A 21793-nucleotide genomic window follows, 5' to 3' on the forward strand; every position below is an offset into this window, starting at 1 on the left:
AGTGCAGTGACCTGTACTCATTTTTTGCTTCAAGGGCCGATTTCATTCTCCTTACCAGTCGATTACATAATTGTTGCGTGGACTTCCTGTTTCATCGTTTGTACAGGTTTATTCTGTCCATCTACAAATACAACGGTTGGTTTGTGAGTATTTGCCTCTTCTTGCGACATCATGGCGTAAGAAATGATAATGACGTTATCTCCAGGCTGGACCAGACGTGCAGCTGCGCCGTTAAGACATATAACTCCGCTTCCGCGCGGTCCTGGAATCACATAAGTTTCCAGACGTGCACCATTGTTGTTGTTCACAATTTGCACTTTCTCGTTTTCCATCAAATCGGATGTTTCCATCAAGTCTTCATCTATGGTAATGCTACCCACATAGTTCAAGTTGGCTTCCGTTACCGTAGCCCGGTGGATTTTAGATTTCATCAGTGTTCTAAACATGGGATAGTACCTCCGATTTTTGCAACCTTATATTGTCAATCAATCTTGTTTTTCCGAATTTCACCGCAAGTGCAATGAGCAGATCATCACGTCCTTGAACTTCTTCCTGATCTGCGAGCGGCTCCAGACTTGGAAAAGCCTGAATCTCGGCGTAGTCGATAACGGCAAGCGGTGAGCTTGCAATCTGCTCGCGCAGAATACGACGGATATCTGCAGCGTTTGTAGCTACACCTGTATCTGCGGCTTCCTGAGCTGCACGCAGTGCCTTCGACAGAACCAATGCCTGTGTACGCTGTTCTGCGCTAAGATAGACATTACGTGAACTGAGGGCAAGCCCATCCTCTTCGCGAACAATCGGACAAGGTACAATCTCTACAGGCATATTCAAATCATTCACCATCTGTTGAATGACCGCAACCTGCTGAGCGTCTTTCATTCCGAAAAATGCACGCTGCGGCTGTACGATGTTAAACAGTTTGGAGACTACGGTCGTTACCCCGTCAAAATGCCCAGGACGGGAAGCGCCACATAAGCGCTCCGTCAGTTTTGAGACCGATACGGTCGTTTGCGTTGCCTGTGGATACATCTCTTCAACAGAGGGAATAAATACGATATCCACTCCTTGTGAGCGTGCTGTTTCCACATCTCTGGCTTCATCCCGCGGATAGCTGTCAAAATCTTCATTGGGTCCAAATTGAATCGGATTAACGAATATGCTTAATACCACGATATCGCTCTGTTGTTGGGCTGCTTGCATCAAGCTTGCATGACCTTCATGAAGATAACCCATTGTCGGTACCAGACCTACAAAGGACGCATTGGACCGAATCGCTTGACGCATCAAGCTTAGCTCCTGTCTTAACTCTGCGATTGTCCGTAATACTTTCATGAGTTACTTCCCACCTTTTCCTTACGTTGTCCATACAGTTGATCCAGAACGCCAGCATCCGTAGCATTAAACACGTGCTCTTGGGCCGGGAAAGAACGATCTTTAACTTCCTTCACGTAGGCTTCAATGCTCGTTCTGATTAATGCCCCCACATCTCCATAGGTTTTGACAAAACGTTTAGGCGTATACGGAGAAGCATACTGAACCACATCGTGGAACACTAGCACCTGACCATCACAGCCTCGTCCTGCTCCAATCCCGATGGTAGGGATGGAGAGTTCCTCCGAGATCGCCCGAGCGACTTCTTCCGTAACCAGTTCAAGCACTATGCCGAACGCGCCAGCAGCTTCCAAAGCTTTGGCTTCGTCCATCAGACGTTTCGCATCCGCTGCATCCTTGCCCTGAATACGGTAACCACCAATCTGATTAACGGATTGAGGTGTCAGTCCGATATGTCCAAGAACAGGCACGCCTGCTTGCACGACTGCTCTAACGGTGTCCGCTATTTCGACTCCGCCTTCCATTTTAACCGCATGGGCATGCCCCTCTTGCATCAGTCGACGTACACCCTTAAGTGTCTCATCCACGCTGCCATGATAAGTCATAAAAGGCATGTCAGCCACAATAAATGTCTTCTCAGCCCCACGTACTACGGAACGTGTGTGGTACACCATGTCGTCGATGGTCACAGGAAGAGTTGAGTTATAACCGAGCACAACATTGCCAAGTGAATCACCAACCAGGATCAGATCGATACCTGCTTCCTCCGCAAGGAGAGCTGTTGGATAATCGTAAGCCGTAATCATACTGAGTGGCACGCCATCCTGCTTGTATTTTTTCATTTTCACAATATTCATCGCTTGTTTGTTCGCCATTTTCTGTCATGGCTCCTTTCTTCTTTTCAAATAAAACGCAACAAAAAAACCTTTTAGTTTTCCACTAAAAAGTCCCGAAAAGTCAAAAAAGAGTCACTTGCGATCGTCCCTTCTGTCTCGGTCCTCTTCGGCTCAGAGCAGAATCCAACAACTCACTTAAACGTATTTCATTCTTGCACTGCGGTCTGCTTATACGAAACAAATCAAAGCAGAACAAAGGCTACTGTTACGGGAGTGCAATTCGGTCTGCATTAGCCGATATCGCCTCACGAACACAGTATACCAAAGTTCTGCTCAAACTTCACGTCTTATGTTCATTTTACCAGTGAAAATTCGACAAATTGTTTACGATTTCCAGGAAATCTCACCAGAGATGACTAGTGTATGTTCTCCATCGTGCTTTTCCACGACAAGTGCTCCGGAAGGGTCAAGACCGATTGCCTTGCCTTCAATGACACCATGAGGATTCGTCACTGTAATCTCTCGATTCATCGATACGGACAAGGCCTCCCAAAGGGCTGAGATGACGCCGAATCCTTCTTTTTGATACAAAAAATACAACTGTTCCAGCTCGGTTAAAATGGCAGCCGTGAGCTTGGTACGATCAACGGGTTGCCCCGTCTCCATCTTGAGCGAGGTTGCGATTGTAGTCAGATCTTCGGGATAATCCTCGGGGTCAAAGTTCACGTCCACACCTATACCCGCAATGCAGAATCTAACTTCATGATCTTCTACTGTGGATTCAAGCAATATGCCACACACCTTGCGTCCATCGATTAACAGATCATTGGGCCATTTGATGCCTGCATCAGCTCCTGTACAAGCTCGAACGGCTCGACATACAGCCACCCCAGTTAATAAGGTTAGCTGCGGCGTATGCTGAAGTGGTACATCAGGACGCAAAAGGACACTCATCCAGATTCCTTTACCAGGGGGAGAGAACCACTTTCGACCGAAACGTCCTCTTCCTCCGGTTTGTTCTTCCGCAATGACCACGGCGCCTTCGGCCTGCCCCTGCTCAGCTAACTTCAGAACATCCCCTTGGGTAGACAAGGTCGAGGTCAACAGAACAGCCTTACGGCCAAATACGGTTGTGTCCAACGCCAATTGAAGGGCTGTAGCGTCAATGCTGTCCGGCTTCGTTACAAGACGATACCCTTTGCGAGAGACGGCTTCAAACTCATAACCCATGTCACGCAACTTGTTCACATGTTTCCACACAGCGGTTCGACTAATGGACAGATTACGGCTGATCTCTTCACCCGATACGAATTGTCCTTCTGCATTCAATAACATATGTAACAGATCCTCATGCTTGGTCATCTGCAACCACCCGCTTCACTTCTGCACTTAGCGCTTCATGCTGATTTGCTATCGTTCCAATCGCCGCTTCTCTTAACAAATGTTTCATGAGTTGCCCCAACCATGGTCCGCCTTTACGCTGCACCATTATCAACACTTGTTCCCCTGTGATATTCAGTTCTTTCAAGTCATGCACAGGGATCGATTGACTCCATTCGACAGCAAGGTCTTGAACCAAAACGACCTGTAATTCTGCATGGTCAGGCTGATTCCGCCATCCTGCTGGCAGCAGCGATTGTATCCGCAGCCAATCATCCGCAGCCTGAACGCCACAAGCCAGAACAGTAACGATCCAATCTGAACGCAGGCTTAGCGTATCTTTCTGCTCCTGAACGGAAGTATGAATCAACTGCTCCACCTGAAGCACCCCTGTTATGCGGGAACGATGTTCATTGGAGAATGTCCACTGACGTAATAGAACGTCCGCTTCATCCTTGCTATACCCGCCAGCGATCAGGAGGAGTGACCAACGAAGCAATACATGCTCGTCTGACAATTGTTCCAGATTGGATAACAACGTCTTGTTGAATCGGCCCGAGCTAACCGGGGCTTTGACGTGCGCAAGCGCGTTACTTCTGTATAACAGCTCCAACCCTCTTAAGGGATGCGGTCCCGACATCATTTTTACCATCTCGGTCCGTACTCGTTCCATCGCTATATGTTGAAGCAGGTCTCTCTGTCTTACAAGACCCTTCCACGTATTATGAGCGATTTTGAAATCAAATACCGAAGCAAAGCGAACACAACGAAGCATCCGCAATGCATCTTCACCAAATCGTTCCACCGCAGAGCCCACACATCTGACGCGCTCTTCCTTAATATCTGTCTGTCCACCGAACGGATCAACGATTGTCCCAGTGACGTCCATGGCAAGAGCGTTCATCGTGAAGTCACGCCGCTGTAAGTCTTCCTTAATATCCTGGACAAATTGAACTGCAGCAGGTCTGCGGTTATCCTGATATTCGGATTCTGTTCGGAACGTGGTCACTTCAAAGTAATAGCCGCCTGAACGCACGGTAACCGTCCCGTGTTGCAGACCTGTAGGAATGCAATCGTTGAACAGTTCCATGACTTGTTGAGGAGAAGCGGATGTCGTAATATCCATATCGTCTACAACTCGTCCGAGCAATTCGTCACGCACACAACCGCCTACCCAATATGCCTTGTAGCCATGTTCGTTTAAGGTTGTGAGTACATTCTCACTTTGAATTGCCATTTCACGATCTACCTGTGTCCATTGAACCACCACATATCACCTCTTCTCTTGCCTGTTGTGGTACGCACAGTATGATTTCGCCTAGCAAAACGGTTAACCGCAAACCGGATTCAGATTCGGAACTTCCCTACCCAGCACCCGATAATAAATCTGCTCATATTCATGCCGAATGGCATCATTGCAAAAATCATGATGCGCGCGCTGGAGACACGCTTCCCTGAACTCCGCAGCCAAACGATCGTCCGTCAACAAACGGATCGTGTTCTCGGCCATGGATTGTGTATCCCCGATTGCGGATAAGAAACCTGTCTTACCATGCAAGACCAGTTCCGGAATTCCTCCGGCTTGTGAACCGATCGTGGGTACACCGCAAGCCATTGCTTCGAGCGCTACTAAACCGAAACTTTCCTTCTCCGATGGAAGCATCAACACGTCAGCCATGGAGATCACTTGAGCAATGTCATCCTGTTTGCCAAGGAAATGAACCTTATCATTTAAGCCGAGATCATTAATTTTCCATTGTATCTTCGGCAAATCAGGTCCTTCACCAACAAATAGCAGCTTCGCTGGCACCTGCTCCTGTACCTGACGGAAGACCTCTACTACATCCTGAGTTCTCTTCACCGGTCGGAAGTTGGAAATGTGCATTAATATTTTTTCGTCAGGCGCAGCGAAGTCTCTTCGCAGACTGGCAGCATCCCGCGGATAATATATTCGTTTATCAATAAAATTATAGGTTAAATCAATTGGACGCTGAATATCCAGCAGTTCAACCGTTTCTCGAATCAAATCTTGTGATACGGCAGTGACTGCGTCACTTTCATTGATGGCAAGACGGATTAAATCTTTCAAAGACTCATCCTGAGCTAGAACCGTAATATCCGTTCCATGTAACGTGGTGACCACTTTCAGGCCGTCCCCTACCATCTGTTTCGCGAGAAAGGCACATACTGCGTGCGGCACGGCATAGTGAACATGCAGCAGATCCAGCTGCTGTGACTTAGCCACCTGGGCCATCTTCGTTGCCAGTGACAGGTCATACGGTGGGTAACGGAAAACATAATAATCATTTACTTCAACTTCGTGATAAAAAATATTCTTCTGGAACGTACCCAGTCTGAAAGGGATACTGTTGGCAATAAAATGAACCTGATGCCCCTGTTCGGCAAGCAATTTGCCCAACTCCGTTGCGACAACGCCAGACCCTCCGAGGGACGGATAACAGGTGATGCCGATTTTTAGCTTTTGATCCATCCGGTGGACGCTCCTTTGATCTCCCGCTTCATGCAGGTTGATGTAATGCAACGGAATAATGAAACGATTCGTCTCATTAACACGTAAAATGTGAAATCGTTTATTGGGCAGCTGCACCAAATTGATGAACAACGTATGGTGTAATTGTAGCAAAACCTTCTGCAAACGGGATGAGACTGCGTTGTCCGAGCAAGGAATCACGGGCTCTTACACGTTCAATATACCCTTGATTCAATGGAGTCGAGACTACGCCCTCCCCGAGTTCGAATTGGGAACGATAACAGCGTAATGAAGTTTCCTTTTGCTCATAGTGTTCCGAAATATCCACAATCAAATCCGTAGGTCCAATGTCATTAATAAAGTAAAAATAAAGTTCCTTCACTTGCACGGCAGGCATGTCCGGCATGTAGTTCCGAAGCTTGGCATTAAATACAGCTTCCTGCACAAGCTTACTGCAATTGACATGATCCGGATGACGATCTTCCCAATAGGGTGCAAACACCATCCGAGGAGCATGACGCCGTATTTCAGCCGTTACCGCCTGTACATGTTCAGGAGTAAGGTACAACCCGCGATCAGGAAGATCCAGATTCGTTCGACACGAAAGACCGAGGACGCGGGAGGCTTGCTCCGCTTCCTCGGTTCTGCGCTCTACTGTTCCGTTGGAAGACATCTCAGCACGAGTCAGATCACACACGCCTACTTTTAAGCCGGCTGCGGTATGTTTGGCAATTGTTCCAGCCATACCAATCTCGGCATCGTCCGCATGTGCTCCAAAGATGAGAATATCCAGACTCATTCGGAATCACCCGAATTCAGTCCAGCCTCCGGCTTGTATTTATGTACCAGCTCTCTCCAGGCAAAATCGCCACGATCCAGAGCCTTAACCAGAATCTCAGCGGTTGCGATATTGGTGGCAAGTGGAATTCCTTGCACATCACAAAGACGTAGCAGCGCATTAATATCCGGCTCGTGAGGTTGTGCCATCAGTGGATCGCGCAGAAAAATAATCAGATCCATTTCATTTTGCGCAACCAAAGCTCCAATCTGTTGATCTCCGCCCAATGGGCCTGATTCGAATCGATGAATCTTCAGAGACGTTCCTTCCATAATACGAAGGCCTGTTGTTCCTGTAGAATACAATTGATGGTCCGTAAATACAGGCTCATATGCCGTCACAAAGTTAACCATCTCTTCTTTTTTGCGATCATGGGCGATAAATGCTATTTTCAACATGACAATCTCCTTTAGTCGATAAAGTGATCAAATCCGTAGATGAGTCCTGTATATTCCATAACTTTTTGTACACCAATTTTAACACCAGGCATATAACCTGCACGTTCGTAGGAGTCATGCCGAATTTTGAGCGACTGTCCATAGTCTCCGAAAACAACTTCCTGCTGCGCGAATACACCAGGCAACCGTACACTGTGAATTCGGAATCCGTTGTAATAACCGCCGCGTGATCCTTCAATCGTTTCTTCCTCATTCGGATTACCCTGACGAAGTTCCTCCCGATTGGCAGCAATCAGTTCGGCTGTTTTGATCGCTGTTCCTGAAGGAGCGTCCAGCTTCTGATCTCCGTGATATTCGATGATCTCCACATTTGGCATATGCTTGGCAGCCTGTGCTGCGAATCGCATCATCAAAATGGCACCGATCGAGAAGTTAGGGGCAATAAGCCCACCGATTCCTTTGTCCTTGCACTGCTTGTCCAACTGTTCGATCTGCTCCGGCGTGAAGCCGGTAACACCCATGACAGGTCTGACTCCATGACGGATCGCGATCTCAGTATGTGCAAACGCAAATTGTGGCACTGTAAAATCAACCATAACCTGCGGTTTTGTTTCGGCAAAAGCCATTTCAATATCATCAGTCACCAGTACTCCACACTCTGGCAAACCAACAAGTGTTCCAGCATCCGTGCCCGCTCCGGAGCGGTTAACTGCAGCTGCTAGCTCCAGTTCCGGGTCCTGAAGTACCAATTTCACGACTTCACGGCCCATTCGACCAGCCGCTCCGATCACGGCAACTCTAATTACTTCACTCATCTTAACTGCATCTCCTCGCTATGTTAGATCATATCGTCGAATCCATTTCAACTTAACTTGGATATCGTTGTGAAATGAATTCTTACTGTATGGATTTCATACGTTGCTTGATTTCCTGTAACATCTGATGCAGTTGCCCGTTCTGCGGGTCCAACAAAATGGCTTCACGTAACGCCTGTATTGCACAATCAAATTCATTCAAGTCACTGTAAGCGAGTGCAAGCATGACATGAGCTTCTACGGAAAGAGGATCGAGTCTGACCGCTTCTTTCAAGAGCGTTGACGCTTCCACATAACGCTCCTGTGTTGCAATACCCGCCTGTTCCAACAGCACCTTGGCTCTGGAAGTCAGGTGTTTCGCTTCCAATGTCTTCAGGTGCAAAATATATTCTTCTGTTCCTGCCGACAATTCAACCGCCTTACGCGCATATTCAAGCGCCGGCACCAGGTGTTTGCTACGGGCATGCGTAATGGAACAGCGATAATATAATTCCGCATGTTGCGGATGAGCATGAATGGCTGCTTCGAACCAACGAATGGCCTGCTCAAAATCATTTTGCAATATACAGCGATAAGCCTGCTGCATATATTCTTCCGGTTTCATCATCAAGCTGACCCTCCCCGATCGGGTGATGGTACAGCATATGTAATCTACGCCTAATCGGTGTTTTTGGGAGTCCACCGATTGGCATCGCGGGTGTTAAATTTATGCATGACTTTATCGTGCGCCTCAGCCAGATCAATACCCAGCGAGTTTGCAAAACAAATCGTGATAAATAAAATATCTCCAAGCTCAAGCTCAATGGAATTGGCGGCTTCGGAAGACTTCTTCGGCTTTTCACCGAACTCGTGATTCACTTCCCTGGCAAGCTCCCCAACCTCTTCAGACATCCGGGCCAACATGGCCAGAGGACTGAAATACCCCTCCTTGAACTGGGAGATATACTGATCAACCTCACGCTGCATTTCTGCGATGCTTTTCTCCATGAGAACGGATTCTCCTTTTGAAATGATGTCGTATTTGCTCCTAATAATATCAGTTATTTAGATTCACTTCCACCATCATCAGCGACAAATCATTTTTAAAGAATCAATAAACAGGTATACTAGATGGGAATGATTGCTTCTTCATTCTAATTTATCTACAGTGAGGGATCTTATGAGCACTGCCAAAACCTGGGTTCAAGTCAAACTGGTTCTGCCCATCCTTCTGGGCACAGCCTTATATGCCTTTGGGCTTCTCTATTTCATTATCCCCAATCAGCTTATGGAAGGTGGCCTCACAGGGGTTACGGTGCTGATCAATTACGCATTCGGCATCTCACCTTCACTTACGACTCTGATTCTTAACGTTCCTCTTTTTCTGATCGGGCTCAAAATTTTGGGCGGCAGACAGATGATCTATACGGGTATCGGAATTGGGGCATTGACCATTTTCCTATGGTTATTCGAAAAGTTGATTCATCTGGGCTGGATTGAACCACTCCATACTGAAAATGACCTCCTGCTCGCAGCCCTGTATGCAGGTGTTACGCTTGGAGCCGGTCTTGGCATCGTATTCCGTTGGGGCGGTACAACGGGCGGGTCAGACATCATTGCTCGCATTCTTAACCGCAAGTATGGATGGAGTATGGGACGGGTATTGCTGGGCATTGACTTCGTCATTATCGGGCTCTCTCTCATCTACATCCCCAAAGAAAAAATTCTGTATACGCTCGTAGCTGTATTTATCGCTTCCAAAGTTATCGACTTTATTCAAGAAGGTGCATATTCTGCCCGGGCATTTATGATCATCAGTGACCACGCACCTGAGATTGCCGATCAGATCACACGGGACATGGATCGTGGTGTCACCCTCATTCCGGCCATTGGCGCGTACTCCAAACAAGCCAAGCACATGGCCTACTGTGTTATTTCCAGGCAAGAGTTCAGGCGATTGCAGACGATTGTACGTTCCATTGATCCCAGAGCTTTTGTCATCATCAGCGATGTTCATGATGTACATGGAGAAGGTTTCAAAGAAAGTTGATGTAACTATACAGAAGCTACAAAAAAACCTCTTTTCACATGAAGAGCCGTTAGCGTGGCTGTTTATGTGGAAAGAGGTTTTTTAATATACGACGATTAGGTCAATCAGCGATTAGCGCCGAAAAGGAAAAATCCCTTGCTGCTGCGCACGATACTTACGGTATCCGGCGTAACTTAGCGTCGCCACAATGACCGAACTGATGAGTAAACCAGCTGCCCTGCGATCCGGACCCTGTACAAATGGTGCAAACGCACTCTCATCCTTCTCCCGACCAAATAACTGGTTCACCAGTTCCTCACCATGGCCCACCATACTTTTTAACTGAGCCAGGTCTGGCTGCTTTGCATTGGTAAGCCCCTTGGTATGAGATAACCAGGCGTCCATCTGAGCAATTTCATACGGTTCACGGCGAATCATTGCCGCAGGACGAATCGTTTCATAGTGCTCCTCCAGAACGGCGTAGCGATTTGCGAGTATTGTCGCAGTTTGACCCTGATTTGTAGCATCGGACAAAGCGTCCAGATCGTTTTTCACGATTTTATAATATTGAAGCCATAAAGGCTTGGTAGGATTCGCAAGACTATCTGCTGCAAGTCTGAATTTGGCAGAGGACTGCTGAAGAGAAGCATCGTCATTTTTCACCTTCACAACCGCTTGTTTCACTTCAACTATGGTTTCAGACAATGCGTGAATGCCCTCAACTGTCGTTTGTCCCTCAAAGGAGATATGCTCCAGACTTTTACTAATGCGCAGAATGCTTCCTCGTACTTCTTCAATATTATTCTCGAGCGCCTGGCGATATAACACGGCTGCTTCTTCATTCAGTTGTGCAATTGAATTGCTTGTGGACACTTGCTGATCTGAATTCGAATTCAATCCTTCACTTTGCGCGGATACACGATATGCTAAGTTCGTCCAAAGCAGCAGAGCCATGAACGATACCACCAATAAGCCAGTTTTGAACCTGAACCTTCTCTTCATGGACATCCCTCCCACCATCAATGTATGGCGGGGCACAGTTCCTTAGAACAAGCTCAAGATCGGATATCAGGTTCGTTTCGCTTGTCTGAGCGCAAGCCATGCACACAGAATACTAACTAGCGTCAGTCCGAATGTGAAATTACGCACACCATCTACATGATCGTAGAGGGAGGCAGGTAACCAAGGGTAAATATCATATGTATAATCCATCGTATCGTTCAACAGCGTCCAGAGACCTGCAATGGCAAGAGCAGCCCAGCGGAATCCGAAAAACCTCACATAAATAAGAGCTTCAATCGCCATCGCACTATGCGAAGCAATTAACATCCAGTCTTGCCAGTGCTGTGTGCCACCCTGCATCCAGCCAGCGAAAATAATCGATACGGCCCACACGCCATATTTCACAGATGTGACCACGGCAAGCGCCTGAATTACATGTCCGATCCGTTTAATGATGATAGACCGAGGTGGGTACAAGATCCATAACAATGCTAAGGTGAAAAACAAACTCGCTGTTGGACTATCCGGCACAAACACGACCTGCCACACCGGCTGCTCTGCCAACGTCATTTTCATTTGCTCACCGTACCAGATGTATCCGTATACCGTTCCTACTGCATTACACCAAAACAAAAGCCACAAAAAATAACGATTGGTCAGAAATTCCCTACTCCAGAAAAACGATAAAGCCACGTTCCCTGCCCCTTCCTTTGTCACATGTTGTACACGATAACGTGCTGCCCCAAAAACACTTCAAAAAACCTGACCGCATAAACGATCAGGTTTCATTGGTTATTTCGATTTTACTGTTCTGCTTTCTGTTTCGCAAGCCATTCGGTCAGATGATTAATTTCTTCATCCGTGACGCCTTGAGCAATGGCATTATTGTACTGAGGTTGCATTGCGTTGTAACCTTCTTTGATAATAGTCAGAATCTCTTCCTGGCTATGTTTGTCACCTACACCTCGAAGTGAAGGTCCACTTGCGCCCTTCATATCAGCCGCATGGCAGCCAATACAGCCGGCCTTCTTGTACGTTTCCATTGCAGGATCATCCTGATCCACGATGGCGACTTCCTGTTTCTGTCCAGGTGCATTGGAAACTGGTGGTAGCCCCTGTTCATGCCTCTCCAGCGCTTCTTCCTCACGCTGAATGTGTTCAGGTTTCTGACCTGTTGCTTCCAACTCATGTTCGTAGTGCGTCCACGCTACATTTGTCAGGTAAAATACAGCAATGACCGACAAAATCATCAACGATGAAGCAATGGGACGTTTATAAAAACGTCGCTCCTTGCCTGTGTCCAGGAACGGTGCAAGCAGTAAAGCTCCGAAAGCGACTCCACTGACTCCCAGTACCCCGAGCAGGACGTAATCGCCTGATGCGTATGGATACTTCAAATACTGATACAGAAAAAGGAAGTACCAGTCCGGCATGGGAATAACGGATGCGCTTGGATTGGCCGGATATCCCAAAGGTGCAGGTTCTGAGATCGTGAGAACCAAAATCCCCACCAATACAACGACACCAACCATCCATTCTTTCAGCAGGAAGTTGGGAATAAAAGCTTCTGATTTGCCGGGATACGCCGTGTAATCAGGCGGGGTTATAAATCCCGCCCCTTTACGTACGCGTGAATCACCGACAAAGATAACCTTTTCCTCATCATCCTTCTTATGTCCGTGAGCCATTGCGATTCCTCCCTTCTCAGTTTATAGTGGTCCCGAAATGCCCTGTCTGCGGATCATGATAAAGTGTCCGACCAGAAGCACCAGAAGCACCGCGGGGAGGAAGAATACGTGCAGGGCAAAGAATCGGGTTAGTGTCTGTGCACCGACAATCGTACCGCCTTGCAGGAATTCTTTAATGATTGGTCCCAGCCAAGGAACCGTATTGGCAATCTCCAATGTTACTTTTGTTGCAAAATAGGCTTTGTTGTCCCATGGTAGCAAGTACCCTGTCAGCCCCAGGCCCAGCATGACGAAAAAGATCAGCATGCCGACAACCCAGTTCATTTCGCGCGGTGCTTTGTAAGAGCCTGTAAAGAACACACGCATCGTATGTAAGAACATCATTACGATAACCAGACTGGCTCCCCAGTGGTGCATGCCGCGAACAATTTGGCCGAAGGCTACTTTGGTTTGCAGGTACTCCACACTTGCGTAGGCATTGATAATATCAGGTACGTAATACATGGTCAGGAACATGCCTGACAGAATCTGAATAACAGTAATAAAGAACGTCAATCCACCAAAGCAGTACACGAATGCGGAAAAGTGATGAGCCGGATTTACATGCTCTGGAACTTCATGATCCGCAACGTCCCGCCAGATTGGCGTGATGTCAAGACGCTCGTCAATCCAGTCATAGACATTTTTAAACATCTGCGTTCACGCCTCCTAATTCACTCGGGTGTTCGGAACAATGTCGCCCAGATATACCCAACCCTGCTCTTCCTTGACTACGTACTCATCCAGCGGTTTGGGGGCTACGGCAAGATTCTTCCCTTCCTTGTCATAGTGCGCGCCATGGCAGGGGCAATGATACTCGTCAGGATAACTTTTATCACTATTCCAGCCTACTGTACATCCTAGATGTTTACAGATAGGTGAGAGCGCATAAATTTTACCCTGCTCGTCTTTGCGAATCCACGCCACTAACGATGCATTACTCAGATACCAACCATCCTGTTGTTGAAGTTCAAAGGTGAATTCTTGAGGCTCATTCGTAATTTTGCTGATTTCAGCTACTTTGACAGAGGTGCCTTCTCCCTTATGCTGCAGAATCGGGTCCACCGCAAAACGGACCATGGGAAGGATTGCACCGGCGGCCATGTAGGCTGTAGCTCCACCAAGCGTGTACGTCAAAAACTGCCTGCGTGACATCTCCATGCGGCTTGGCAATTTCAATGAAGCTTCGTGCTGGTCATGCTCACTGCTCATACTGTCTCCAACCCCCTTTTTCAGCCAACTCTCTCAAACGTTTTCATTTTCAGAAATTCCACGACTTACTAGAACATACATAATCATATAGTAGCCCTAGAACACCGTCAAGAATTTGTCACACATTTTTAAGGTTCATTTGTAAGCGTTATTAAAAAAGTGTTGTAAAATTGTCACATTTGTCGCACGAAACTCATTTTTTCCACAACTCTCGTATTTTCTCCCCGACAAATCTCGCAATTCCCTCTTCACCAACCTCACGCGTTAACGCTGACCGACTCAAAATCAAATCAGCAGATGAAATTTCCACACCATCAAATTGACCATCCGATGACATAATAACCACATATTTGAATCCTGAGGATTTAAGCTGTGCGGACAAGGAATTTAATGTCATTGACATTTCCGAATTAGCATAATGAAAGGCTGGATACGTCATAATTCTCCCTTTGAAAGGAATCTCGACCATATCCAGAAAATCTCTCAGCCGCTCCAGTGCTTCGGTAGCTTCAACTGGCGACTGCTCACCGCTAAGAGCCGTGTATGGAATAAGGCATGTATCCAGATAGAGTTGCAGTTCAGCCCAGCTGTCTTGAGTCATCTCACTGAATTTCAATTCCCTATATCCCCTTTCTATCCATTTTATTCCCATATTATATATGAGCATATCTTATAAATCCAGACATTCATTTTGGAAATACACATATCAAAAAAGGAAACACGCATCTGCGCATTCCCTTTTATATCAGAAAAGATGTATGGTGCCCATCAGTTTATGGTCCTCAGTTCATCCGTCAGACTCCGGAAAGCTACTTCGTCTCCGGTAGCTAACGCTTTATCGATTTCCAAATAGAGCTTCTCGCTGCGCTGTTTGCGAAGCGCTTCGTCCCACACCATCTCAGCTGCCAGCCCCAACATGACTTCATACGTAACTTTCATTTTATCCAATAGGATGCACCTCCAAAACGGATTTAAGAGCTCCTATATTCTTTTCCTTTGGTAACATAACCCAGTGAAGTTCTCGACATCCGCTCGAGATCGGCATCAGTCAGCTCACGTATCACTTTGGCAGGTGTCCCCAAGGCCAGAGTATAGGGCGGAATTTTACTATTCTCAGTAACAACTGAACCGGCCCCAATCAGCGTATATTCGCCTATGTCGGCTCCATTCAACAGAATGGCTCCCATGCCGATTAATGAGCCTGTTCCAATACGACAACCATGAATGATCGCTGAATGTCCTACCGAAACATCGTCTCCCAAAATCAAAGGTTGATCTGTGTTAACATGTCCAACAGCATTATCTTGAATATTACAGCGGCTTCCAATGATTATGGGAGCCAAATCGGCTCGCAGGACTGCATTGAACCAGACGGAAGATTCTTCCCCCATTCTCAAATCACCGATCAGTTTTGCACCTTCAGCCATATATACTGAAGGGTGTAACTGAGGTTGTAGACCTTTGTATGGAATTATCATCGATATCACTCCTTAATTTGGGAGTGATTTTAGCAACTTGTCCTTCACTTGTCAAACATAATAGGTGTAACGTCTCCAGAGATGGAGCGACAGGATGCAGCAAGTCGTGTGCCCCAGGCTGTCATTTGTACAGTCCGGCCTTCCTCGTGTTCGCCAATGCGAACCATGCCAAGATGCAACATCATTTTAACAATTCTATTATCATAGATGGCCTCAGCCGTATCATAATAGAACGGCTGAATGAATGGACCGATCTGACGAAACAGCGATTCGGCGGTTGACCATTCCGAGGCACATTCGCCTGTCCAATACACAATAGAGGACAGATTGGGAATAGCACCTTTATACAATCTTAACCAAAACCTAAATAGCTGTATCATTTCGGCTGTTTTCTCAGCCCCCAGCTTGTCTTCTCCAGCTGGTGATAACCTTAGCGTACCTTGCTCCTCGCGAACAAGCCGATGGTGAAATGCATAGTCGTAGAGAAGAGCGAAGCGATCCGGGTAATCCTTGAACGAACGACCATATCCGAATCTCCAACCGGCTTTGCCCACCAATTCCTCACTGATGTGTAGATGCTCCATAATCTGCTGTTGAGAGCGACGGTACATCATGCCTTCAGCGTTAAGGGCAATTTCATGCTGCTGGACAAACTGCAGGAACAACTTAAGATCATCCGCTAAGAGATGATACTCATCCCGATACATGGGCGGTTCCGTCGTTTTGGCAATCCCTGCTCGCAAATGTGTGGATAACACATCCCTGAACCTTAATTTCAGATCCTGAGGTACCTGATACAGATATCTGGTCTGCTGCGTCGTCCCATTGAACAACCATCCGCTCTTATTGAAGCGAACGATGAGGTCACGTGGACTGGCGCCAGCCTCACTCTCCTTTTTGTCCATCGATTGACGGGCTATGGCAACGAGTTCTTCCATACCATAGTACTGGCGAGGATCAAACAACAAGTTGTTCAAGAAGCGCTGATCTGCTTGATTCAGTTGACGTACCTGCTGCTCAAAAAAGGGTCTGCTGCCCAATGTAGTGAGAATACTCTGGATGAGTTCATGTTTGGAGTTGGGCTTGCATTCACATTGGTAATAGTCTGCTATTCGATTAAGCTGGCCAATATCGGCAAAAGTAAGCATATCCGCTAGATTCATGGGTCCATCGCCTCGCCCGTTAACTACTTCGACCGCTGATTCGAAGCCTGAAATAGTTTGGTTTTGTAAACATCGTTGACGGAATTCCCACAATCTAAACCTCTTTTTGGAAATCTTTTATGTTTGAATCATTTTCATAATATCTTTAGTGGATTATGAAATTAATTCGTTAATCATACTATGCCTCAAGTTGGTCAATCAGAAGAAAAATAAGAGTTTTGAAATCATATAAAGTCTTTCTTTCCCCATAAAACGCAAAAAAACAACCCAAGTTAGATTACTCAGGTTGTTTCGCTGTGTCCAAAGACAGATGTCGTGTGCAATTATATAACAGCGGACTCCAGTCATCACGTTCCTTTTCCAGGATCGTCAGTGACAGGTTTCCAATCCGTTCCGTATACCGATCTTTAAACAAGGCTGTTAACAGGTTGGCCAGAAAAGCTCCATGAGTAACAATGAGCACGTTGCCGTCCGGATAGGCAGACCATAGATCTTCCAGAAACGCCAGTGCACGAATCTGGATATCCGCTATCTGCTCCTGTCCCAAGTCTAATGTCTCCCAGGATTTGCCCCAGCGGGCAACCCGTTCTTCTGAAGTCAGACCTTCAATCTGACCAAAAGCCCTTTCTTTCAACCGTGCGTCTGGCTCAAGCAAAGGTACATTCAACAGCCTGGAGATAATCTCCCCTGTTTCCTGTGCACGCGATAATCCACTTGTGATGATATAGTCCCATTGGTATTCTTCCGTCAGCAGACGTCTTCCCAGGCGTTCTGCCTGTTCACGACCTTCTCCATTCAGAGGAATATCCGTTTGACCCTGTATACGGCCCGCCGCATTCCAGTCTGTAAGACCGTGACGAATAAGCCCGATTCGCACTTTCATCCCTCATTTCCCACACGGCGAACGAAAGGTTATTACCTATGCACGCGCACCTTGTTGTTTACGTTTATTCGTTGTTCGATGCATACGTCCAAGAGAAAATAAAGCCATCCCTATTGCTAGTAAAGAAAGGGCCATCCAATACTGAGGATAAGCAGGTCCCATGCTCACAACAAAAGGTTCAATGATGCTTCCTCTGTCCGCTCCAGTCATGTTGTACTGATACAATCCAGAAGACGATGGTCCGCTTCCGGCAACCCCTGTCTCCAGAATACCCGTAGCAACAACCTTGGTTTGCTCAGCTTCTGATACGTCTGGCTTAAACATGGCCATGTACAGAAAGCTGCATAAAAAAATAGCCAGGAAAGCGGCAATCCACAAAGACATATGTTTGCGGATCGCAGCAGAGAAACGATTAACCTTTGCCTCTTCCGGCAATAGCCATGGAGACTCCGCATAGATCCGGTCCATAACGTTACGGTTGACTCTCTCTGCCTGTTGTTCTGTCACTGGAACCGGGATGCTGTGCAACAAGATCTGGGCTTCTTCCCAGACCTCAAACTGCTCGGAGCACTCTTCACAACCAGCGAGATGAGCATGAAATGCAATCCGCTGAGGATGAGCTTCCGGCAAGTCCCAGACCAGTGCAAACAGTTCCTGGGCTTCATTGCAATTCATCGGTTCTTCATCCCTTCATATGGCTCGTACACCGGTTCGAAGAAATAAGGTTCCAATTGAGTTTTTACGCTTGATCTTGCCCTGAATAATAGCGATTTCACAGAACTGACGCTCTGCCCAAGAATATTCGCAATCTCTTGGTAGTCTAGTTGATCATACTCGCGGAGTATAATCGCAGAACGCTGCTTCTCCGGCAAATTGTTAATCGCGTCTCTAACCAGCATCACCCGCTCGCTGCGCAGAACAGCATACTCCGGTGCATTCTCCGAAGGAGCAACGGGAACGATCCCGCTCTCTTCAAGTGGGACATTTCCGCTGCGCTGTTTGCGAAGCTCACTCAGTACCGTATTTCTCGCAATGGTATATAACCAGGTTGAGAATGAGGCATCCACCTCACGGAAAGAGTGCAGACTGCGGAACGCCTTATAGAAAGTCTCAGAACAGAGATCTTCCGCAAGCAGCTCCATATTGGAACTTTTCAACATATGATATACGAAAGCCAGTATTTTACGCTGATAACGACTCATCAGCTCGGAATATAACTCCAGGTTACCTTCCTTGATCTCTCGAATCAACTGGGAATCCGTCATTTGAGTGCGACCCCTCCTCGCCCATCCATGTGCTTCTCCCCGTTCGACTCTATCCATGTATTACCGAACAGGCACAAAAAAGTTGCGGTTCTCACCGCATAAAACAGCGTTCAGCGCCATAACTGGCCTTCCCGCCAAATTCCCCTATGTAATGGCAATTTCCCCAACGTTTCTACATTAACAGTATTTATTGTACAACGGTCTGCATCATCCTGGCAAATCCATTGCTATCCACAGAAACCCGACCTGTCATTCATATGCGGTCATTTTCACGTTCATGACTTCTTTTTGGACCTTTTTGACAAGCCTTTTGTATATAGACGAGCGAAGTTTTAAAAAGGTTACAAAAATGTGATATTTTTTTGATCCGAGGCATCTTCACAAAAGGATGTATTATCCTGAATTTCCGAAAGATATAATTAACTCAAACAATTTTACTTAAAGTGTTGACAAAATGAAAACGTATACATATAATAAGGGTACAGTATGGTTTCTCTCCACTCCTATCCAATAACTGTATTGCTCCACGTGAGCAATGGCCGCTTATGTAAGCGGTCTTTTTTTGTCTTCTAAAAGATGTTGCCCGTTATTTGTATGTTAATATTTACATCCTCTATATACATTACCCTCTTTAATCTGTGACGAAAATCAACTGAACAACTCCAATATAACCTCACAAAAAAGAGGGCTTTCGCCCCCTTTCTCATCTTATATCCACACCTGATAACCTAAGGAATCCAATAACGTCTTGGCTCGTTCCATATCTTCTTCCTGACGGAAGGACAGACGCATAATGCCTGGCACATCCACCCGGTTCTCGATAATCTCCAAGTTGCTCAAGTTGATGTCATTGGCCCCAAGCTCAGTTGCGATCTTACCAATCATACCAGGTGCATCCTGGACATCGGTATAGAGGTCAAATAACGGCGAAATCATGCCTTTGCGTCGTTCTGGCAATACACTGCGGAACTCGCGGGCCTGACGGAATGCTTCCTCAATGCCTTCACCATTCTTATGCTCCAGCATATCCGTGAAGGCCGTCATTTGGCTGTTCCAGTCCTTAAGCAAACCTAGCAGTACATCCCGGTTGCTAAGCAAGATATCTCTCCATACAATGGCGTCACTGGATGCAATCCGGGTGATATCTCGGAAACCGCCTGCAGCCAGCATTTTATACAACGGATTCGACTCATTATACTCACGCACCTGGTTTACCAACGCAACAGCAATAACATGTGGCAGATGACTAATCGCCCCCACAATGTCATCGTGCAGCAAAGGCTCCACACGTACGATCTGTGCCCGCGTATATGCAAGCAGCTCAGACAACCTGCTGTACGCTTCCTCAGGCACATGTTCTGAAGGGGTCAAGACGTAGTATGCATTCTCAAACAACACGGCTGAGGCCGCGTCTACGCCTGCACGCTCCGATCCTGCCATAGGATGACCACCAATGAAATAAGCGTCGGTCAACCGCACATGCTCAGCACAAGCCGCAATGGAAGCCTTCGTGCTTCCTACGTCAGTGATAATACATCCTTTTTTCAATGGCAGCTTGGAGAGCTGCTCAAAGTAGGATTCAAGTAAACCTACGGGAACGCACAAAAAAATAAAGTCGGCATCCTCTACCGCTTCTTCCAGAGAGAGCGTAGCATCATCCACTACACCGCTCGCTATGTACTTGTCCTTCAGTTCATCCAAGTGGGCGTAGCCCATCACTGTTACACCTGGCTTGCCTTTGAAGCAGAGCGCAAGTGAACCGCCGATGAGTCCTACACCAATCATTGCAATTTTTAGTTTCATGGGTCCTCACTCTTTCATCGCCAGAATTAAGGGCGTGCTACCGCCTTCTCAGCCAGCGTGTTTTCCAGTGCCGTGACAAATGCACGGTTCTGTTCTGATGTTCCGACGGACACACGAATGTATGTTGGATATACGTGGAATCCCGGGCGAACGATAATGCCTTGTTTGAGCAAGGATTGGAACGCCGTTGCCGAAGGCATGTTCAGATCAACCATAATAAAGTTACCCTGTGAAGGGAAATACGACAATCCCAACCGTGTAAATTCATTTTGCAGGAAATCCCGATCCGTTGCATTCCGCTTCGAGCACTCTTGAACAAATTCCTGATCGAGCAGTGCTGCCGTTGCTGCGACCTGTCCAAAACGCGAAGTGTTAAATGGCTCACGCACACGGTTAATCAAATCAATAATTTCGGGACGAGCAATACCATACCCAATCCGGAGCGAAGCCAAACCGTAAATTTTGGAGAATGTCCGTAGAATGACCAGGTTCGGATACCGTTCGATCAATGGTACACTTTGCGGATATGCTTCATCGGTTACGAACTCATAATACGCTTCGTCCAGTATGACCATCACATGAGCAGGCACGCGGTCCATAAAGGCTGTAAGTTCCTGCTCGGAGATAATCGTACCTGTCGGATTATTTGGATTACACACCCAAACTGCTTTGGTTTTGTCGCTGATTTGTGCGAGCATGGCGCTCAGATCATGAGTCCCATCCTTCAGAGGCACTTCAATGGTAACGGCACCCTCAATATCTGCATTGCTTTTGTATACGGAGAATGTCTGATCAGCCATGATGGTCTCGTCGCCCGGTAAGAAGAAAGCTCTCGTAATCAAAGCAATAATCTCATCGGAACCACAACCAAATATCAGATTGTTCCGTTCCACGCCAAGATGCTTGGCAAGAACTCCAGTCAGCTCAACTGAGCTACCATCCGGGTATATGCTTATATTCGTCATTTCTCTCGTAATGGCTTCCAGAGCGGCAGGAGAACTGCCGTACGGATTTTCGTTGGAGGCCAGCTTGATGACTTGATCAAGCCCCAGTTCACGTTTCACTTCTTCAATCGGTTTGCCCGGCTGGTACACAGGCAGATTGACAATCTGGGATTTCGGTTTCAACCCAACCGCCTCCTGTTATTAAAATATTGTTG

Annotated in this window: 26 protein-coding genes; 1 reads left to right on the forward strand and 25 read right to left on the reverse strand. The window is 46.9% G+C overall.

Going from position 1 to position 21793, the window contains the following annotated elements:
* Positions 1-62: 62 nt before the first annotated feature.
* The 11 genes from panD to PAHA3_RS13320 all read right to left on the reverse strand — a co-directional run bounded on the left by panD (position 63) and on the right by PAHA3_RS13320 (position 9080).
* Positions 63-446, reverse strand: a complete 384-nt coding sequence (gene panD / locus PAHA3_RS13270) for an aspartate 1-decarboxylase (RefSeq protein WP_017687742.1) — start codon at positions 444-446, stop codon at positions 63-65.
* Positions 439-1335, reverse strand: coding sequence for a pantoate--beta-alanine ligase (panC, locus tag PAHA3_RS13275; protein WP_062835165.1), 897 nt, complete (start codon positions 1333-1335; stop codon positions 439-441). The genes panD and panC overlap by 8 nt, the downstream gene beginning before the upstream one ends.
* The gene (gene panB / locus PAHA3_RS13280) at positions 1332-2210 is read right to left on the reverse strand and encodes a 3-methyl-2-oxobutanoate hydroxymethyltransferase (RefSeq protein ID WP_062835166.1); all 879 of its coding nucleotides are present in this window, start codon (positions 2208-2210) and stop codon (positions 1332-1334) included. The genes panC and panB overlap by 4 nt, the downstream gene beginning before the upstream one ends.
* A gap of 345 nt (positions 2211-2555) precedes the next feature.
* Positions 2556-3533, reverse strand: coding sequence for a biotin--[acetyl-CoA-carboxylase] ligase (locus PAHA3_RS13285; protein WP_062835167.1), 978 nt, complete (start codon positions 3531-3533; stop codon positions 2556-2558).
* Positions 3520-4818, reverse strand: coding sequence for a CCA tRNA nucleotidyltransferase (locus PAHA3_RS13290; protein ID WP_235599438.1), 1299 nt, complete (start codon positions 4816-4818; stop codon positions 3520-3522). Before PAHA3_RS13290 ends, PAHA3_RS13285 begins: the two co-directional genes overlap by 14 nt.
* 63 nt (positions 4819-4881) lie before the next feature.
* On the reverse strand, positions 4882-6042 hold the full coding sequence (gene bshA / locus PAHA3_RS13295) for an N-acetyl-alpha-D-glucosaminyl L-malate synthase BshA (protein ID WP_062836099.1): 1161 nt from the start codon (positions 6040-6042) through the stop codon (positions 4882-4884).
* Between the two features lie 100 nt (positions 6043-6142).
* Positions 6143-6841: a bacillithiol biosynthesis deacetylase BshB1 gene (gene bshB1, locus PAHA3_RS13300; RefSeq protein ID WP_062835168.1), complete on the reverse strand. Its 699-nt coding sequence runs from the start codon at positions 6839-6841 to the stop codon at positions 6143-6145.
* Positions 6838-7278, reverse strand: a complete 441-nt coding sequence (gene mgsA, locus PAHA3_RS13305; RefSeq protein ID WP_017687735.1) for a methylglyoxal synthase — start codon at positions 7276-7278, stop codon at positions 6838-6840. Before mgsA ends, bshB1 begins: the two co-directional genes overlap by 4 nt.
* 11 nt (positions 7279-7289) lie before the next feature.
* Positions 7290-8093 carry a 4-hydroxy-tetrahydrodipicolinate reductase gene (gene dapB, locus PAHA3_RS13310; RefSeq protein WP_062835169.1) on the reverse strand — a complete coding sequence of 268 codons (804 nt, stop codon included), beginning with the start codon at positions 8091-8093 and terminating at the stop codon, positions 7290-7292.
* An 82-nt stretch (positions 8094-8175) separates the two neighbouring features.
* Complete coding sequence (locus PAHA3_RS13315; RefSeq protein ID WP_082762798.1) at positions 8176-8700, reverse strand: tetratricopeptide repeat protein; 525 nt, start codon at positions 8698-8700, stop codon at positions 8176-8178.
* Positions 8701-8750: 50 nt separating this feature from the next.
* Complete coding sequence (locus tag PAHA3_RS13320) at positions 8751-9080, reverse strand: nucleotide pyrophosphohydrolase (RefSeq protein ID WP_017687732.1); 330 nt, start codon at positions 9078-9080, stop codon at positions 8751-8753.
* A 172-nt stretch (positions 9081-9252) separates the two neighbouring features.
* On the opposite strand from PAHA3_RS13320, the gene PAHA3_RS13325 reads away from it, so the two are divergent.
* Positions 9253-10122, forward strand: a complete 870-nt coding sequence (locus PAHA3_RS13325; protein WP_062835170.1) for a YitT family protein — start codon at positions 9253-9255, stop codon at positions 10120-10122.
* A 111-nt stretch (positions 10123-10233) separates the two neighbouring features.
* On the opposite strand, the gene PAHA3_RS13330 is transcribed toward PAHA3_RS13325, so the two are convergent.
* The 14 genes from PAHA3_RS13330 to hisC form a co-directional block, all read right to left on the reverse strand.
* Positions 10234-11103, reverse strand: a complete 870-nt coding sequence (locus PAHA3_RS13330; protein ID WP_062835171.1) for a sporulation protein YpjB — start codon at positions 11101-11103, stop codon at positions 10234-10236.
* 66 nt (positions 11104-11169) lie between these two features.
* On the reverse strand, positions 11170-11796 hold the full coding sequence (locus tag PAHA3_RS13335; protein ID WP_062835172.1) for a DUF1405 domain-containing protein: 627 nt from the start codon (positions 11794-11796) through the stop codon (positions 11170-11172).
* Between the two features lie 110 nt (positions 11797-11906).
* On the reverse strand, positions 11907-12791 hold the full coding sequence (locus PAHA3_RS13340) for a menaquinol-cytochrome c reductase cytochrome b/c subunit (protein WP_062835173.1): 885 nt from the start codon (positions 12789-12791) through the stop codon (positions 11907-11909).
* Between the two features lie 21 nt (positions 12792-12812).
* Positions 12813-13484, reverse strand: a complete 672-nt coding sequence (gene qcrB / locus PAHA3_RS13345; protein WP_017687726.1) for a menaquinol-cytochrome c reductase cytochrome b subunit — start codon at positions 13482-13484, stop codon at positions 12813-12815.
* Between the two features lie 15 nt (positions 13485-13499).
* A complete protein-coding gene (locus PAHA3_RS13350; RefSeq protein WP_062835174.1) occupies positions 13500-14042 on the reverse strand; it encodes a ubiquinol-cytochrome c reductase iron-sulfur subunit in 543 nt (180 codons plus the stop codon).
* A gap of 193 nt (positions 14043-14235) precedes the next feature.
* A complete protein-coding gene (locus PAHA3_RS13355) occupies positions 14236-14658 on the reverse strand; it encodes a DUF2487 family protein (RefSeq protein ID WP_062835175.1) in 423 nt (140 codons plus the stop codon).
* 152 nt (positions 14659-14810) lie between these two features.
* Positions 14811-14990 carry an IDEAL domain-containing protein gene (locus tag PAHA3_RS13360; protein WP_017687723.1) on the reverse strand — a complete coding sequence of 60 codons (180 nt, stop codon included), beginning with the start codon at positions 14988-14990 and terminating at the stop codon, positions 14811-14813.
* Between the two features lie 23 nt (positions 14991-15013).
* Positions 15014-15520, reverse strand: coding sequence for a gamma carbonic anhydrase family protein (locus PAHA3_RS13365; RefSeq protein ID WP_062835176.1), 507 nt, complete (start codon positions 15518-15520; stop codon positions 15014-15016).
* 44 nt (positions 15521-15564) lie between these two features.
* Positions 15565-16683, reverse strand: coding sequence for a hypothetical protein (locus tag PAHA3_RS13370; RefSeq protein ID WP_062835177.1), 1119 nt, complete (start codon positions 16681-16683; stop codon positions 15565-15567).
* Between the two features lie 277 nt (positions 16684-16960).
* On the reverse strand, positions 16961-17560 hold the full coding sequence (locus PAHA3_RS13375; RefSeq protein ID WP_062835178.1) for a histidine phosphatase family protein: 600 nt from the start codon (positions 17558-17560) through the stop codon (positions 16961-16963).
* Positions 17561-17602: 42 nt separating this feature from the next.
* Complete coding sequence (locus tag PAHA3_RS13380; RefSeq protein ID WP_062835179.1) at positions 17603-18241, reverse strand: anti-sigma factor family protein; 639 nt, start codon at positions 18239-18241, stop codon at positions 17603-17605.
* Positions 18238-18831: an RNA polymerase sigma factor gene (locus PAHA3_RS13385; RefSeq protein ID WP_062835180.1), complete on the reverse strand. Its 594-nt coding sequence runs from the start codon at positions 18829-18831 to the stop codon at positions 18238-18240. Before PAHA3_RS13385 ends, PAHA3_RS13380 begins: the two co-directional genes overlap by 4 nt.
* A 708-nt stretch (positions 18832-19539) precedes the next feature.
* Entirely contained in the window at positions 19540-20634 is a 1095-nt protein-coding gene (locus tag PAHA3_RS13390; RefSeq protein ID WP_062835181.1) for a prephenate dehydrogenase, read from the reverse strand.
* A gap of 26 nt (positions 20635-20660) precedes the next feature.
* Positions 20661-21761 (reverse strand): histidinol-phosphate transaminase, encoded by a 1101-nt coding sequence (gene hisC, locus PAHA3_RS13395; protein WP_062835182.1) that lies wholly within the window; start codon positions 21759-21761, stop codon positions 20661-20663.
* Between the last annotated feature and the right edge of the window lie 32 nt (positions 21762-21793).

This window comes from Paenibacillus amylolyticus (genome assembly GCF_001570725.1).
Taxonomy (GTDB): Bacteria; Bacillota; Bacilli; order Paenibacillales; family Paenibacillaceae; genus Paenibacillus; species Paenibacillus amylolyticus_A.

Coding starts and splice junctions, on each gene's coding strand:
- panD (WP_017687742.1), bottom strand. CDS start 446: ATGTTTAGAACACTGATGAAATCTAAAATCCACCGGGCTACGGTAACG.
- panC (WP_062835165.1), bottom strand. CDS start 1,335: ATGAAAGTATTACGGACAATCGCAGAGTTAAGACAGGAGCTAAGCTTG.
- panB (WP_062835166.1), bottom strand. CDS start 2,210: ATGGCGAACAAACAAGCGATGAATATTGTGAAAATGAAAAAATACAAG.
- PAHA3_RS13285 (WP_062835167.1), bottom strand. CDS start 3,533: ATGACCAAGCATGAGGATCTGTTACATATGTTATTGAATGCAGAAGGA.
- bshA (WP_062836099.1), bottom strand. CDS start 6,042: ATGGATCAAAAGCTAAAAATCGGCATCACCTGTTATCCGTCCCTCGGA.
- bshB1 (WP_062835168.1), bottom strand. CDS start 6,841: ATGAGTCTGGATATTCTCATCTTTGGAGCACATGCGGACGATGCCGAG.
- mgsA (WP_017687735.1), bottom strand. CDS start 7,278: ATGTTGAAAATAGCATTTATCGCCCATGATCGCAAAAAAGAAGAGATG.
- dapB (WP_062835169.1), bottom strand. CDS start 8,093: ATGAGTGAAGTAATTAGAGTTGCCGTGATCGGAGCGGCTGGTCGAATG.
- PAHA3_RS13315 (WP_082762798.1), bottom strand. CDS start 8,700: ATGATGAAACCGGAAGAATATATGCAGCAGGCTTATCGCTGTATATTG.
- PAHA3_RS13320 (WP_017687732.1), bottom strand. CDS start 9,080: ATGGAGAAAAGCATCGCAGAAATGCAGCGTGAGGTTGATCAGTATATC.
- PAHA3_RS13325 (WP_062835170.1), top strand. CDS start 9,253: ATGAGCACTGCCAAAACCTGGGTTCAAGTCAAACTGGTTCTGCCCATC.
- PAHA3_RS13330 (WP_062835171.1), bottom strand. CDS start 11,103: ATGAAGAGAAGGTTCAGGTTCAAAACTGGCTTATTGGTGGTATCGTTC.
- PAHA3_RS13340 (WP_062835173.1), bottom strand. CDS start 12,791: ATGGCTCACGGACATAAGAAGGATGATGAGGAAAAGGTTATCTTTGTC.
- qcrB (WP_017687726.1), bottom strand. CDS start 13,484: ATGTTTAAAAATGTCTATGACTGGATTGACGAGCGTCTTGACATCACG.
- PAHA3_RS13350 (WP_062835174.1), bottom strand. CDS start 14,042: ATGAGCAGTGAGCATGACCAGCACGAAGCTTCATTGAAATTGCCAAGC.
- PAHA3_RS13365 (WP_062835176.1), bottom strand. CDS start 15,520: ATGATAATTCCATACAAAGGTCTACAACCTCAGTTACACCCTTCAGTA.
- PAHA3_RS13370 (WP_062835177.1), bottom strand. CDS start 16,683: ATGAATCTAGCGGATATGCTTACTTTTGCCGATATTGGCCAGCTTAAT.
- PAHA3_RS13380 (WP_062835179.1), bottom strand. CDS start 18,241: ATGAATTGCAATGAAGCCCAGGAACTGTTTGCACTGGTCTGGGACTTG.
- PAHA3_RS13385 (WP_062835180.1), bottom strand. CDS start 18,831: ATGACGGATTCCCAGTTGATTCGAGAGATCAAGGAAGGTAACCTGGAG.
- PAHA3_RS13390 (WP_062835181.1), bottom strand. CDS start 20,634: ATGAAACTAAAAATTGCAATGATTGGTGTAGGACTCATCGGCGGTTCA.